Below are 14,693 nucleotides of genomic sequence, written 5' to 3' on the forward strand. Positions count from 1 at the left end.
TAATTTAAAAATAATAATCACCACGCAATCAACAATCTTGGATGATTACTCCCGATGAAAATTTCTGTCTTTGAACACCAAATTTATCCGTTTTTGTTGTCCGCTTACCGATGGTACTTACGTACTCCAGAACGTTCTTTAGATGAAGCTTACAAGGCAGCTTTGAAGATTCAAGCCATAGAAGATGAATATTTTCAAGGTAATAAAATAGACTTCGACTCAGCCATTTACAGTAGTAGTGTGATGGATTATTTTGAGTCAGATTTAAACAAACAATTAAAATTAGTCAGAATGCGTCTGACAGAATTTAAGTTTAGTCGGTGGTTTGCTAACGAATCTAATCAAAAAGCTGCTCATAAAGCTGGTATAGAGTATCCTAGTCCTGCGGTAATTCTGGAAAAATTAAAGTTTATTGATGAAGTCACCTCAAAATACACCAATTTTGAGCCAGAAGCAACGTCTTCGCCTATTGTCAACCAATCGTCAAGCATTCCCCATGAATCAGTGCCGCATCACAACAAATCACTCACCACTCCTTCCGGGATAACTCCAGCCCAAAAGAATAATTTGGTAGAACGCATATACGCGCCAACATCACCACCAACACCTAGACAAAATATACAAGCAAATAATAAAATCCGCCGCAAAGCCGATTCAACTGGTATTCTCCCTCGTTCTATTTTAAGCACTATTGGCCGTCTGCAAATTGAATTAGACCCCAACTCAGAACAAGATGTGGTGCAGAATTTCCGCCAAGCTCAAAAAAGAACCATCATATCTATTAGATTTATTTTATTACTTATTATAGTACCTCTGTTAACCCATCAGTTATCAAAAGCATTAGTGGTAGGGCCGTTAGTTGATCGCTTGAGAACTTCCCAAGCCGAGCAAATATTTCTTAATGAAGAAATGGAGGAAGAAGCTTTAGTCACTCTGCAACGATTTGAAGAACGAATTAAGTTTGAGAACCTGATTAGTAATGCTCCTCCGCTTTCCCCCGCAGAACTAGAAACTCAAATGCAAGAGAAAGCGCGTGAGGTTGCTAATGAGTTTCGTGGTGAAAGTGCGAATGCGATTAAAAATGTTTTTGCGGACATTTTTTCTGTAGGCACATTTATTTGGTTGTTACTGATTAGCAAGTCTTCGATTATGGTGCTGAAAGATTTCTTTGATAATGTTGTCTATGGTTTAAGTGACAGTGCCAAAGCTTTTATCATTATCTTATTTACCGATATCTTTGTCGGATTTCACTCTCCTCACGGCTGGGAAGTAATTTTGGAAGGCGTATCTCGTCACTGGGGTTTACCAGCCAATCGAGACTTTATCTTCTTATTTATTGCTACTTTTCCAGTGATTTTAGATACCATTTTTAAATACTGGATTTTCCGTTATCTCAATCGTATATCACCTTCCGCAGTTGCTACGTACCACAATATGAATGAGTAATCATCATCAGATTTTCAGGATGTTCCAGCAACATAAGCAGTAGGGGAGTATCTTTTAGGGTGCGTCAGCAGCAATGATTGGGTGAAAACTCAAAAAGTTTCCACATCTGACGCACCCTCATAATGTGCCATAGCTGTACCGGTTTGTAGGGTGGGCATTGCTTGGCAGTTGCCCAAAGCTTTAGTTTTACGTTGTTAGCTGTGCATCGCCTGAAGCTGATTGAGAATGGTGCAAGATGTGACATAACGAAACTGGTGCAAGATATGAGCATAGCTGTACCAGTTTCGTCAGTCCTGAACGGCTAAAATTATATAATCAATGATATAATATTAAGATTTTATTAAAAATTATAAAAATACTGGTTTGCATTTGGAACTCTCAACAATTATCTATCGTCATCTCTAAAATGTTAATCTATTGCTAGTCTGTGTCAAACCATGTAAGTAGTTAGGTGGTTAAGTTCCTCTATTAAGAAAATAAACAGAGGAATTAATTTAGGTCTGATTATTGACATCGATGCTGTTATGATATTTTTCTAAGAATTTGGCGTTTTATCCGGAAGTTTATTGTTTTAGGTTGTATCTACTGATTTACTTGCCTTAGAAAAGACAAGTTGATATTTCTATATTTTCTGTCACCAATTTTTGTGTGTATTGGCTAACAGAAAAACTACTAATTAATGACAAAAGATGTTTAGTGATGCTGAAACCATTGAGCTTTCAGAGTTCGTATCACTCAATTGAGGATGGAAAATGGGGGTTAAAAGTGTTCAAAATTTTAATTGATGCTGATTTAATACTAGAAGCTTTGATGAATCGCACTGCATTGACCACAGATGTGAGACAATTACTAGAAAGAGTACATCCATCAATTCAGATGTACTTAACGGATGTGGGATTGCAGAAAATTTATGCTTATGCTGCTTGTTTAAAAACTCCTCAGATTGCTGATATAGTAATTAATTGGTTGTTAGAGCAAGTGCAAATTTGTCTGGTTGACCAAAATCTGCTACAAACAGCACGAGTGTCACCTGTGAAGGATTTTGAATCTGCTGTGGAGTTGGTTTGTTGGCAACATTATCAACTCAATGCGATTATTACTAATAAACCCGAAGATTTTCTAGAAGCTGCTGACGAGTGTTGTGTTTGGTCGTTTGCTGACTTGTGGTTGCGTGTTAATCTAGAAAATCAGTTACAAGTCCCTATTTAACCGGTTTTTACCGATTTTCTCGCTCACTAGCAATCTTGTTGCAGCATTTAGAAATGCAACAAAACTAAATTTTAATTAATTTATCTTGACATTTGGCTAAATTTGCAAATATTAACTACTTTTTTTGAAGTAGCGTACATACCATAAGTGCGAAGTTTGTTTCTGTATTGGCTTAGACATGACAACCATTTTTGATCGGGGTGAGTATGGTATGTAAACAATTTTATCAATTTACCCAAAGTTTTTTAGCAATTTTATGGGCGTAGGTTTTCTTTGATGATAGGATATACGACTATAGATAGATACTATAGTTAAATAAAAGTGCTGTAGCTGTGAAACAAAAGCCAAAATCAAGGATTGCTTTGCTTCGGGAAAAAGCAGGACTAACCCAGCTTGAACTTTCCCGGCTTGTCGGCGTGACTGAAAGCACTATCCAAAACTGGGAAAGTGGCCGAACTGGAACTGATCATATTGAAAGAATTGTGAGGTTTTGTAAAGCTTTGAATTGCCAAGTACAAGACCTGATTGAGTATGTGAATGAGCCTACAGAAGAAGCTGTGATTAAACCAAGCTCATTAAATGAAATCCATGAACTTTTGGGTAATCAGGAAGCTGCGGCTACTACTCCTGAGTCTGAAGTTGTTGAACAGCCGTCAGCTAAAACTACCTGACAAATATCTTAAAATCAACATCCTAGAGACGTTATGTGTAACGTCTCTATGGTATCTTGTGAGAATTGTATCAGGTTGTGAATTCTGTATGATGAGTTTGCTGCCATAGCGCATCAACAGTAACAAACTCATAACCTTGTTGCAACAGTTGGGGTATGAGCATTTGGATTGTGGCAGCTACATCTTGTCCACCACAAGCCCCATCATGTAGTACAATCAAAGAGCCATTTTGGACTTGATTCAGAACTCGCTGTACAACTTTAGTCACTCCTGGTCTAACCCAATCTTCTGGGACAACACTCCACATGACTGGGCGGTATTGCCATTGTCGGAATAGGTGGAGAGTTTGGGGTGTAAATAAACCGTTGGGTGGTCTAACGTCGCGGACTTGTGCAGGTAAGATATTACAAGCATGATAAATAGCGGTTTGGGTTTTATGTAAACTTTCTTTGAGGTCGTTGGGTGAAAGCATGGGAAAAGAGCGATGATCATAACCATGTAATCCGATCCAATGACTGCGATCGCTTATGGCTTTGGCGATTTCTGGGTAACGGTTGACACACACACCCAACCAAAAAAAGCTAGCTGGGATATTGTAACGGTCTAACACTGCTAGCACTTGGGGAGTATATTCAGGATGGGGGCCATCATCAAAAGTCAAAGCTATAGTTTTAGTGTGACAATTACCACTCCACAGACAGGTGGGAAAACTAGGTTTAAGAAGCCGGTAAGCAATTGGTAAGAAGGGCGCAATTTGCATTTTGAGATGATTTGTCAGGTGGTGCTAACCCTAGGTTAACCAGTTAGCTAAGGTTTAGGCGCAAAGTTTGACAGGATTTCTCGGCTAATGAAACCAAAATGTAGAGACGTTTCATAAACATCTGTACAAGGTTTTGAAAATTGCTTTTGTATCTGTGAGAACTTTGGTTTTTCCAAACATCTACGGTTCTGGCAAGGTTAAGTAATGCGAATTTACATGAATAATTAGTAGCAGTCAGTAGAATAACTGGCATAGCGATCGCATAAATATACTGTTACCAAATGATGATTGAGGTATCTAGTTAACCTCCTGCGGCTTATGTCATCACCTTTTGAGCATCCGCCCACACAAATTAATTTCAAAATATCATCTCACCATCCTGAGTTATTGGCAGGGTTGGATATATGGTTGCACTTGGGTTTAATTTCTGATACCCAAGTCAAGCAAATATGTAGAGAATATCTTTCCTGTAGAGTGGAGTTGCAAACCCAGGTAAAACCTGAACCACAAGCAGTATTAACACCGTCGTTAATTGCATATCTACCGGAAGCACCAAAACAACCAGCAAAACCTAACGTTTTTAACCAAATGTTGCAGTCTTTAGGCGCAGAGTTAAGCGTGCGTTGGCTGCTGTTTTTGGGTGTATTTTTAGTTGTGTTGTCTTCTGGAGTCTTAGCGGCGAGTCAATGGGAAAGGTTTCCGGCGGCAGGACAGTATGGAGTATTATTTGCTTATACTTTGAGTTTTTGGGGTTTAAGCTTTTGGGCGGGAAGACAAAATAACCTGAGATTGACAGCACAGACATTAATGATTGTCACACTGTTATTAGTGCCTGTCAATTTTTGGGCAATGGATAGCTTTGGGTTGTGGCGTAATCCTGTAGACTGGTTGACAGTAGCGATCGCCTCCCCGATACTGACAATAGTCACAGTTTTATTATGTAATCATCGCGCAGTCATCACCAACGCACCCAGAGGCAAACTACCGATAATCAATCTTCTGGGTTTAAGTTTTCTACATTGGGGTTGGCAATTACCATTGTTGCCCGTGGCAGCGATATATGTGGCAATGGTAGGTACAACTATCATCACTATAACAGGCGATCGCTCTCATCATTCCCCACCTCCAACCACTGAAGATGAACCGCGTCATAGTTTAGGCATTAACTTATATGCGTCTGTCATTATTTATGCTTTATTACTCCTACTAGGGCGAGGAATATTTGTTGCTGGTGTTGATGTCACTCAATTAGGTTTAGCCATTGGCATCTGTGGCTGGTTAGCAACTTGGCTAGCACAGCAAACCATTAACAACACTTCCCCCTCATCCCCCTCATCCCCCTCATCCCCCCAACTCTGGGGAAGACTCGGCGGAATTTTACTATTTTTGGGTTGGTTTGTTGCAGTCTTTAATCATCCGGCGCAAGCTATAGCTGTGAGTGGCTTGGCTTTGTGGGTAGTGACACAGCGATTGCAGAGATATAGTAGGCAGTTTGATTTATTATTATTGTTTAGTATTGGTTTACAGGCGACTTGGTTGGGTTGGCGGTTAGTCCCCTCTGGGTGGCAACAATTAGCCGTGACTCTGGGAATGCAACTCACCCATTCACAAAATGAACCTTGGGCTTTATTAAGTGTGGTGTTGTTTCCTTACCTCTTGATGATGGTGGTGGTGATAGAGAGGTTACGCCAAGCTAATAAACGAGAATTATCACATTTTGGCGAAATTGTCAATTTATTATTTGGGACTTGTTTAACTACAATCGCTACTGTAAATCCTAGCTTGCGATCGCTCAATTTACTTTTGTCTACCATCACCTTGGTAGTTGTCAGTAAACGCCGTTATCGTCTGCCTGTTCCCTTGGTGTACCTGACGCACACAATGGCAGTGTTAACATTTTCCTCAATCATTAATTGGTTATTCCCAAATCTCGCATTACATCTGTGGGCGTGTATTTTATTAGTGTTAATGGTGGCAGAGTGGGGATATAGTCTCAGTTATAGTTTGTCACAGGATTTAGCAAACCCCACCCCGACAAATGTAGAGACGTTTCATGCAACGTCTCTACATATTCCCCCTTCCCAACAAGGGGTTAGGGGGTTAGGTGAAAATTTATGGCAGCTGGTGACACAGTGGCGATATAGTCAGAGTAATAGCTTGCCAGAGAATTTAGAAAACCCCTCTCCAAACCTCTCCCCTACAAGGAGAGAGGCTTTAAATATTCCCCCTTCCCTCGCAGGGAAGGGGGTTAGGGGGTTAGGTGAAAATTTATGGCGGGATAGTGCATGGTATATGGGGTTTGCACTTGCCGCCGTGAGTTTTGTATTACTCTGGATAAATACCGCCCCAGCTTGGCAAAGTTTAACTAACACCCCCAACTATTGGGGACTAATTTGGTTAACAACACCTGTAACACTAACAATTTTAGCTAGTCGCACAACTCAACAGCGTACCGTAAATAGCATGGTGAGTGTTTTAACTGTGGGTGTGGCGCAGTTACTCACCTTACCCTACCCAGGAACTCGATTAATAGGTTTAGCCGTGGGTGCTGGGGTGATGTATGCGGATGGTCGGTATTTACGCAGCCGACAAGTTGCGGGTGTTACCATAGGCTTAGGACTAGGTTTCATTGCTGCGTTGCTATGGCAAGGTTTACCGGGTGTACCACGCCTAGCTATACCGGGGTGGTATGTTGTCGGTGCGATCGCTACTATAGGTTTATGGTTAGGAAAAACAGCACTGTCACGACGGAATGATGAATTAAGCGGGATATATGCCGCCGTAAGTGACCAATGGGCGATCGCATTATGTAGTGTAGAGTTAACATTGATGACTCTACATTCTGCCTTAGTCTATCAGGGTGATGTGACGGCGGGATTTTGGTATTTCATCGCCACAACCATCACCTTAACCGCAATTATTTATCGGAGTTGGCGACAACCGACAGACTGGGCATTTTATGGCATCGGTTGGGGTGTAGAGTTGTTAGTTGCCGAGGTGTTGGGTTTTGGTGAACATTCTATTATGAGAATTGCGATCGCTAACATCGCCTTGGGTTTATTCTCCCAGATTTTAGGCGAATGGTGGCGGCGCAGATACCAATTAACAAGACTACCCAGAAGCTTCCACATTTTACCCTTAATGTATGGTGCATTTAGTGTAATTCTGCGGTTGTCTACCTTTACCGATTGGTCGGGGTTGTGTTCTTTAGGTGTAGCATTAATCTTTGTGGGGGTAGGAAGACGCAACCGTGATTTAAAACCTTTACTGTACCTAGGAATTATCGGCGTTTCCGTCTCAGCCTATGAACTGCTATTTTACCAGATGTTACAAACCTCTGGCGGTGGCTTAGGTGACGGTTTAATTGCAATGGCAGCCTTGGGAACGAGTATCATGACAGTGTACCGAGTTCTCGCGCCCTGGCTGGGGACATGGTTACGTCTCACCCCCCAAGAATTGCAAGGAATTGCTCATTTACACTGGGTTTGGAGTAGCGGTTTACTGATGGGTGCGGTGATGCTACCGATAGAAGTTAACCGCATGGTAGGCTTAGGAACAGGAGCATTTTTAATTAGCTATGCCATTTTACAAGGGAAGCAAACAGCTAACGAAAATCAACCTTTAGTATTTGGACGTATTCCCACAGCCGACTTGTGGGTTTACCTGGGTTTCTTGTTAGTCGGGGGGATGAGGGTTTATTGGCGAGAAACCGCCGTAGGAGAATTATTAGCAGGTTCCTTAGTACCTTGGAATGGTGCGATCGCCTGTGTATTCGCTTACTTTTTATACATTCTACCTTGGCAGCGTTGGCGATGGTCTAAACAACCTTGGCAAATAGCCGCTTACATTCTTCCTCTAGTAGTGCTAGCAGAAACCAGACTGCAAGTTTACCCGATAACCTTAGTCATAGCGGCTGGCTACTACATCTTTCTCGCCAAGATACGGGAAAACATCCGGTTTACATATATTAGTGTAGCCTTAATAGATTGGGCGTTATTTTTGTGGTTGGATAGCTTACGCCTAACTGATGGCTTATGGTACGTGACCATCATCAGTTTATCATTGCTGTATCTTGCCCAAGTAGACCCCGCACTGCGACAACCAGAAAATAAACTACCCCGTCACACATTCAGAATTATTGTCAGTGGTGTGATATGTGGCTGGGCGATATTATTTAATCAAAATACTCCATTAATCCCCGGAGGCTTTGCCCTCATTGCGATTTTTGCCGGGTTAGCCTTGCGTGTGCGGGCATTTCTGACTGTGGGTACAGGTGCTTTCTTCATCACCAGTATTTATCAATTAGTCATATTTAGTTTGCGTTACCCCTTCTTAAAATGGGTAGTAGGTTTACTCCTAGGAATTGCCCTAATTTCCATCGCCGCTAACTTTGAAACCCACCGCACACAAATTACATCCTTACTGCGTAATACTAGCAATGAATTTGAAGAATGGGAGTAGTCATCAGTTCAAAATTCAAAACACTGGTTTTGGATTGCTGCAATTTATGAGAAAATTTCCCAGAAAGCAGGTTGTGAAATCGTGACTCTTCAACATTACTGGATTGGCTATGAACCCTTAACTGCCAATACTGTCAATCAGCATTAATCCCAATAGCAGCAAGCTATAACAGGCGAAAAATCAAATCATAGCATGAACCAAACGCCCCCAGATTCCATTACGGAATGCTTGGCGAATGGCGATCGCTTGATTAAATTTATTGAGAAGTAGTTGCAATAATTTAGATAATTTGTTAGATTGTGCTTGTATAAATCTATTACCTCCATTATCAAGCTGTCTTGTGGGAGATTAAATTCTCCCGCACATTTTCCTAATTGAAAAAATCTCAATCAGTCAAGCTAGTTAAATAATTAATTTGACACTCCCCCGACTGCAAAAATTTCGCTATCGCTCATTTTCACAAAAAGTCGGGGGATTCTTTAAAAACAGAGATAGATTATTTTCTCTTACCCCAGCCATTAATAAAAATTATTAGCAACTATTACGGCATGAGTAACAGATTATTTTCCTGTCATAGCCAATAGGAAGATCAGCCTGACAACATGACTACGCTAACCTCAACCTTCAAAAGTCTCAGCTAGACGGTGATTTGGGCAACCACACCAAGCATAAAAATTCCTGTCTCCCCTACACCTAATCGCCAATCCCCAGCAATTTTTTGTGAACTCAACATGATTTTTACAAAAATTTATCTGAACTTACTGAAAAAATCTCTCAATAAATCTGATAAGATATGCTCAAAGCTTATTGAATATATATCTCAATAAGCATTTTCCACATCACAACCATTTCAAACCATTCTTAGGAAATGACACGATGACGAGCATGGCTGTGCAAACCCCAGACTCTATTCCTTGGTGGTCAGGGAACGCTCGGTTAACTAATCTCTCAGGGCGATTGTTAGGCGCTCATGTGGCTCATGCAGGTTTAATCGTCTTCTGGGCAGGGGCAACAACCTTGTTTGAACTCGCCCGTTTCCAGACCTCGCAACCAATGTATGAGCAAGGCTTAATTCTCTTACCCCACTTAGCCACTCTGGGTTGGGGTGTGGGTAGTGGCGGTCAAATTATAGATACCTATCCTTACTTTGTGATTGGAGTCTTACATCTAATTAGCTCTGCCTTTCTGGGTCTAGGCGGAATTTTTCACGCTCTCCGCGGCCCCGCCATTCTCGAAGAGAAATTTTCCTTCTTTGGCTACCGTTGGCAAGATACCAATAAAATGACAACCATCCTGGGCATCCATCTAGTTTTACTAGGACTAGGAGCAGGCTTACTCGTTGCTAAAGCCGTCTTCTTTGGTGGTTTATACGACCCCAGTATCGGAGAAGTACGAGTCATTTCTCACCCCACCTGGAACTTTGCAGCTATCTTTAGCTACTTGTTTGGTAGTCATAAATATTGGATTGCCGGAGTCAATAACTTAGAAGACTTAGTTGGTGGTCACATTTGGGTCAGTATTCTCTGCATTGCAGGAGGTATCTGGCACATTACCAGCGAGCCTTCCGATTTTGTCAAAAGTCTCTTTGTTTGGTCAGGAGAAGCATATCTTTCTTACAGCTTAGGTGCTTTGAGCTTAATGAGTTTGATAGCAGCTTATTTTGTCTCTATCAACACACTGGCTTATCCTGTAGAATTTTACGGGCCAGCTTTGAGTATTGGGTTTGACCGCTTCCCCTACTTCCAAAGTACCGATTTATTATCCTCTCGCGTGTGGTTAGCAAATGCTCACTTTTGGCTGGGCTTTTTCTTCCTCCAAGGGCATCTCTGGCACGCCCTCCGCGCTGCGGGTTTTGATTTCCGCACTGGAAAAGTCTTACGTCCAACCCGTGGCGAGGTAATTTAACTATGACTACTGCAACAATCACCCCCCAACAATATGGATGGTGGGCAGGTAACGCTAGATTTATTGACCTCTCCGGTAGACTCTTAGGAGCGCATATTGCCCATGCAGGGTTAATCGTACTGTGGGCAGGGGCAATGACCCTATTTGAAATCACCAAATATAACGCCTCTCTACCCATACACGAACAAGGGTTAATCTTACTGCCCCATTTAGCAACACTAGGATTTGGTGTTGGTGATGGCGGTCAAATCATTGACACTTATCCCTATTTCGTGATTGGTGTAGTGCATTTAGTCAGTTCGGCTGTACTCGGTGCTGGCGGCATTTATCATGCTCTTTTGGGGCCGGAAGTCTTACCAGAAAACAATCAATTTCCTGGTTTCTTTGGTTACGACTGGAAAGACGAAGACAAGATGACCACAATCATCGGCATTCACTTACTGTTGTTAGGTGTAGGTGCTTGGTTGTTGGTAGCAAAAGCCTTATTCTGGGGTGGTCTTTATGATCCCACAGTCGCATCTGTCAGAGTCATTACCGAACCTACTCTCAACCCCACTCGGATTTTTGGCTACCTCTTCGGTGTATTTGGCAAGCAGGGAATGGCAGCTGTCAATAACTTAGAAGATGTTGTTGGCGGTCATATTTGGGTAGGTATCCTCTGCATTGCTGGGGGATTTTGGCATATCTTCACTCAACCTTTTGCTTGGGCGAAAAATATACTCTTTTGGTCTGGTGAGGCTTACTTATCTTATAGTCTTGCTGCTTTAGGATACATGGGCTTATTGGCAGCATACTTTGTAACTGTCAATGATACTGTTTATCCAACTGAGTTCTACGGCCCCTTGGGATTGAGTAGCACATCAGGAGTGATTTCGGTTCGCACTTGGTTGGCAACCAGTCATTTTGCTTTGGCAATTGTGTTTTTAACTGGTCATATCTGGCACGCTTTGAGAGTACGTGTCCTAGCGGCTGGATTGAATTTTGAACAAGGGGTAGTCAACTATCTGGATACACCAGAATTAGGCAACCTGCAAACCCCAATTAATACTTCTGATTTGACACTGAAGTTTTTGGGAAGTCTGCCTATTTACCGTCCGGGTTTGTCTCCCTTTGCCCGTGGGTTAGAAATTGGTATGGCTCACGGCTATTTCTTACTTGGCCCCTTCGTCAAATTAGGCCCCCTGCGGAATACAGAGTTAGCCAATCAAGCCGGTTTACTGGCAACTATTGGTCTGTTGTTGATTTTATCGATTTGCCTGTGGCTGTATGGCGGCGCATGGTTTAAAGAAGGCAAATCTCCCCAAGGTGAGCTACCAGCAAATCTCAAAACACCTAAGTCTTGGAGTGAGTTTAATGCTGGGTGGATAGTTGGTGGCTGTGGCGGTGCATTGTTTGCTTATTTGTTAATCACCAATAGCAGTTTGTTTTTCTAAATATCAGGTGTAAAAATGTCCAAAAAAATCGGTTTATTCTACGGCACTCAAACTGGTAAAACTGAATCTGTGGCGGAAATTATTCGGGATGAGTTTGGGGATGGTGTGGTAACACTAAACGACATTTCCCAAGCCGAAGCTGCTGATTTTGATGAGTATGAATGTGTGATTGTTGGCTGTCCTACTTGGAATATTGGGGAACTGCAAAGCGATTGGGAAGGCTTTTTCCCAGAATTAGATGCGATAGATTTTAGTGGGAAGATGGTAGCCTATTTTGGCACTGGTGATCAGATAGGCTATGCTGATAATTTTCAGGATGCTATGGGTATTTTGGAAGAAAAAATTGCTGAACGTGGTGGCAAAACTGTAGGCTATTGGCCAGTAGATGGCTATGATTTTAATGATTCTAAGGCTTTGAGAAATGGTAAGTTTGTCGGCTTGGCGATTGATGAGGATAATCAATCTGATTTGACTGATGAACGAATAAAGGCTTGGGTTTCTCAGTTGAAGAAAGAGTTTGGTTTGTAGTTTGATTATTTGTACCTGATGTTTGACCACTGATGCACACAGATAATTTAGTTTTTCAACGCCAAGGAACGCTAAGGTTGGAAAACAATCTGTGTGTGTTTGTGGTTATTTAATTTTAGTTTTTGGGGTTTTTATGTCTGATGAGATTGATGTTGTGTGGATCAGTTCTAGTCCTGTGTTGCAGCGTTTCGATCAGCCATTACTACAATACATAGCAAAATATGTGAATGTGGCTCAGTGGGAATATCGTTATGGTAAGGATGAAGCCGGTTCGATAGATGAGGCTGTAACTTTATTGGATGAGTTTTTGTCACAGTGTTCTCATCCAGTAAATTTAGCAGGTCATGGTGCGGGGGGTGCGATCGCTTTAAGTTATGCGCGGCGATATCCTGAAAAAGTGCGATCGCTGACTTTACTCGCTGTTGGCTATAAACCTGCAAACACTTGGCACGCTTACTATTATCTGCAAAGACAATTATTTACTATCAGCCGTGAGCAGGTGTTAGCAACTAATGTTCGCCATCTGTTTGGTGAGCAACCAACTCATACAACTAAAAAATTAATCGCCGTGCTCAATAAAGATTTAGAGCAAACCCCCTTGTTACACTCTCTTTTCCAGTTGGTTGATTTACCTACAGGTGGGGTTTCTATGCCCATGATGGTATGTGGTAGCAAGAATGATTCCATTGTTAATTCACCCGCATTACACAACTGGGTGCATTACTTTAAACCTGAAGACAATCTCTGGGAATGCCCCCAAGGATATCATTTTTTCCACTACTTCTATCCTCAACAAGTCGGCGAAAAAATTTTGAATTTTTGGCAAATTTATTATCCACAACCAATGGACTCAAATACGCTATTTTACAGCAGTTTTATCAATTAACAACTATGTTCTAGGGGCGTAAATACTCCCCTATTTAATTTGTTCTGCCCACTGTTTGACAGCGACGAAATTAGCTATTGTCGCCGATTTTTTGCTGTTAAATTGACTGCTAATAATAATTGTTAAGTTGTGTAAAAAGTACTGTTAATTAAGAATTATTTTCAATAAACTATATTTGTCATCACCCAAATCAACTATTAACTTCAAGCATTAAATTAACTCTAGTTATTCTCTCAACTTTTTGATGTTGAAGTTAATCAGCCAATACTTGAGTATTTCTAGCAACAACTCTATAAATTAGAAACCAATGCAGACATACGATAATCCCAACGTCAAATATGATTGGTGGGTTGGTAATGCCCGCTTCGCCGACCTCTCTGGCTTATTTATCGGCGCACACGTAGCCCAAGCTGCACTGACAACCCTCTGGGCGGGGGCGTTTACATGGTTTGAAATTTCTCGTTACAAACCCGACATCCCAATGGGTGAGCAAGGACTGATCTTGTTACCCCATTTAGCTACTTTGGGTTTTGGTGTCGGTGCAGGTGGTCAAGTAGTCGATACTTACCCTTACTTCGTCATCGGAGCTTTGCATTTAATCTCGTCTGCCGTTTTGGGAGCAGGTGCGCTCTTTCATACCTTCAAAGGGCCACGCAATTTAAAGAACACTACTGGTTCTGCTCGGAAATTTCACTTTGAATGGAACGATCCGAAACAACTCGGTTTGATTTTAGGACATCACCTCCTGTTTTTAGGCGTAGCAGCTTTATTACTGGTAGGAAAAGCTATGTTTTGGGGAGGACTATACGACGCGACCACTCAAGCTGTCAGAGTAGTCAGCCATCCCACCCTCAACCCCTTTGTGATCTATGGCTATCAAACTCACTTTGCCAGTGTTAACAACCTAGAGGATTTAGTGGGTGGTCATATATATGTAGGTTTAATTCTCATTGGTGGCGGTATTTGGCACATCATCAAAGAGCCATTACCTTGGGCAAAAAACCTGTTACTCTTTTCTGGTGAAGCAATTCTTTCTTACTCTTTGGGTGGTATTGCCTTAGCTGGGTTTGTTGCCGCTTATTTTTGTGCAGTCAACACCTTAGCTTATCCTGTAGAGTTCTATGGTGCGCCCTTAGAATTAAAGTTTGGTATCACTCCTTATTTTGCCGATACAGTCAAGTTAGCCAATGGCGGCTACAGTGCCAGAGCATGGTTAGCTAATGCCCACTTTTTCTTAGCTTTCTTCTTCTTGCAAGGTCATCTGTGGCACGCGCTACGCGCTATTGGTGTTGACTTTAAGCAAATTGAAAAGTCATTAAATGCCATTAGTAGTGCTGAGTAATTAGTCATCATTTGTCAGTTTTGATCTCGCTCTCTGAGTGATCAGGATGAGG

10 protein-coding genes are annotated in these 14,693 nt (G+C 41.8%); 9 read left to right on the forward strand and 1 reads right to left on the reverse strand.

All coding sequences use genetic code 11. The features are described from left to right. Positions 1-54: 54 nt before the first annotated feature. The 3 genes from A3775_RS02320 to A3775_RS02330 all read left to right on the forward strand — a co-directional run bounded on the left by A3775_RS02320 (position 55) and on the right by A3775_RS02330 (position 3,326). Positions 55-1,446: a proton extrusion protein PcxA gene (locus A3775_RS02320; RefSeq protein ID WP_066377545.1), complete on the forward strand. Its 1,392-nt coding sequence runs from the start codon at positions 55-57 to the stop codon at positions 1,444-1,446. Between the two features lie 765 nt (positions 1,447-2,211). Further along, positions 2,212-2,655 carry a hypothetical protein gene (locus A3775_RS02325; RefSeq protein WP_066377583.1) on the forward strand — a complete coding sequence of 148 codons (444 nt, stop codon included), beginning with the start codon at positions 2,212-2,214 and terminating at the stop codon, positions 2,653-2,655. A gap of 332 nt (positions 2,656-2,987) precedes the next feature. Next, the gene (locus A3775_RS02330; RefSeq protein WP_066377547.1) at positions 2,988-3,326 is read left to right on the forward strand and encodes a helix-turn-helix transcriptional regulator; all 339 of its coding nucleotides are present in this window, start codon (positions 2,988-2,990) and stop codon (positions 3,324-3,326) included. A 70-nt stretch (positions 3,327-3,396) separates the two neighbouring features. On the opposite strand, the gene A3775_RS02335 is transcribed toward A3775_RS02330, so the two are convergent. After that, positions 3,397-4,086, reverse strand: a complete 690-nt coding sequence (locus A3775_RS02335) for a polysaccharide deacetylase family protein (RefSeq protein ID WP_066423705.1) — start codon at positions 4,084-4,086, stop codon at positions 3,397-3,399. A 318-nt stretch (positions 4,087-4,404) separates the two neighbouring features. On the opposite strand from A3775_RS02335, the gene A3775_RS24875 reads away from it, so the two are divergent. The 6 genes from A3775_RS24875 to A3775_RS02365 all read left to right on the forward strand — a co-directional run bounded on the left by A3775_RS24875 (position 4,405) and on the right by A3775_RS02365 (position 14,641). Beyond that, positions 4,405-8,547, forward strand: a complete 4,143-nt coding sequence (locus A3775_RS24875; protein WP_066423707.1) for a hypothetical protein — start codon at positions 4,405-4,407, stop codon at positions 8,545-8,547. A gap of 885 nt (positions 8,548-9,432) precedes the next feature. Continuing rightward, positions 9,433-10,452, forward strand: coding sequence for a chlorophyll a/b binding light-harvesting protein (locus A3775_RS02345; protein ID WP_066377550.1), 1,020 nt, complete (start codon positions 9,433-9,435; stop codon positions 10,450-10,452). A 2-nt stretch (positions 10,453-10,454) separates the two neighbouring features. Beyond that, positions 10,455-11,885 carry a chlorophyll a/b binding light-harvesting protein gene (locus A3775_RS02350; protein ID WP_066377556.1) on the forward strand — a complete coding sequence of 477 codons (1,431 nt, stop codon included), beginning with the start codon at positions 10,455-10,457 and terminating at the stop codon, positions 11,883-11,885. Positions 11,886-11,900: 15 nt separating this feature from the next. Beyond that, positions 11,901-12,413 (forward strand): flavodoxin FldA, encoded by a 513-nt coding sequence (fldA, locus tag A3775_RS02355; protein WP_066377557.1) that lies wholly within the window; start codon positions 11,901-11,903, stop codon positions 12,411-12,413. Between the two features lie 133 nt (positions 12,414-12,546). After that, on the forward strand, positions 12,547-13,299 hold the full coding sequence (locus A3775_RS02360; RefSeq protein ID WP_066423843.1) for a hypothetical protein: 753 nt from the start codon (positions 12,547-12,549) through the stop codon (positions 13,297-13,299). A 307-nt stretch (positions 13,300-13,606) separates the two neighbouring features. After that, positions 13,607-14,641, forward strand: a complete 1,035-nt coding sequence (locus A3775_RS02365) for a chlorophyll a/b binding light-harvesting protein (RefSeq protein WP_066423709.1) — start codon at positions 13,607-13,609, stop codon at positions 14,639-14,641. Positions 14,642-14,693 lie beyond the last annotated feature (52 nt).

The sequence above is a fragment of the Anabaena sp. 4-3 genome (assembly GCF_001597745.1).
In the GTDB taxonomy this organism is placed as follows: Bacteria; Cyanobacteriota; Cyanobacteriia; order Cyanobacteriales; family Nostocaceae; genus Trichormus.

Bases quoted from the DNA above. Each gene is read 5' to 3' on its own strand.
- A3775_RS02350 (WP_066377556.1), top strand. From the start codon at position 10,455: ATGACTACTGCAACAATCACCCCCCAACAATATGGATGGTGGGCAGGT.
- A3775_RS02320 (WP_066377545.1), top strand. From the start codon at position 55: ATGAAAATTTCTGTCTTTGAACACCAAATTTATCCGTTTTTGTTGTCC.
- A3775_RS02360 (WP_066423843.1), top strand. From the start codon at position 12,547: ATGTCTGATGAGATTGATGTTGTGTGGATCAGTTCTAGTCCTGTGTTG.
- A3775_RS02365 (WP_066423709.1), top strand. From the start codon at position 13,607: ATGCAGACATACGATAATCCCAACGTCAAATATGATTGGTGGGTTGGT.
- A3775_RS02335 (WP_066423705.1), bottom strand. From the start codon at position 4,086: ATGCAAATTGCGCCCTTCTTACCAATTGCTTACCGGCTTCTTAAACCT.
- fldA (WP_066377557.1), top strand. From the start codon at position 11,901: ATGTCCAAAAAAATCGGTTTATTCTACGGCACTCAAACTGGTAAAACT.
- A3775_RS02345 (WP_066377550.1), top strand. From the start codon at position 9,433: ATGGCTGTGCAAACCCCAGACTCTATTCCTTGGTGGTCAGGGAACGCT.
- A3775_RS24875 (WP_066423707.1), top strand. From the start codon at position 4,405: ATGTCATCACCTTTTGAGCATCCGCCCACACAAATTAATTTCAAAATA.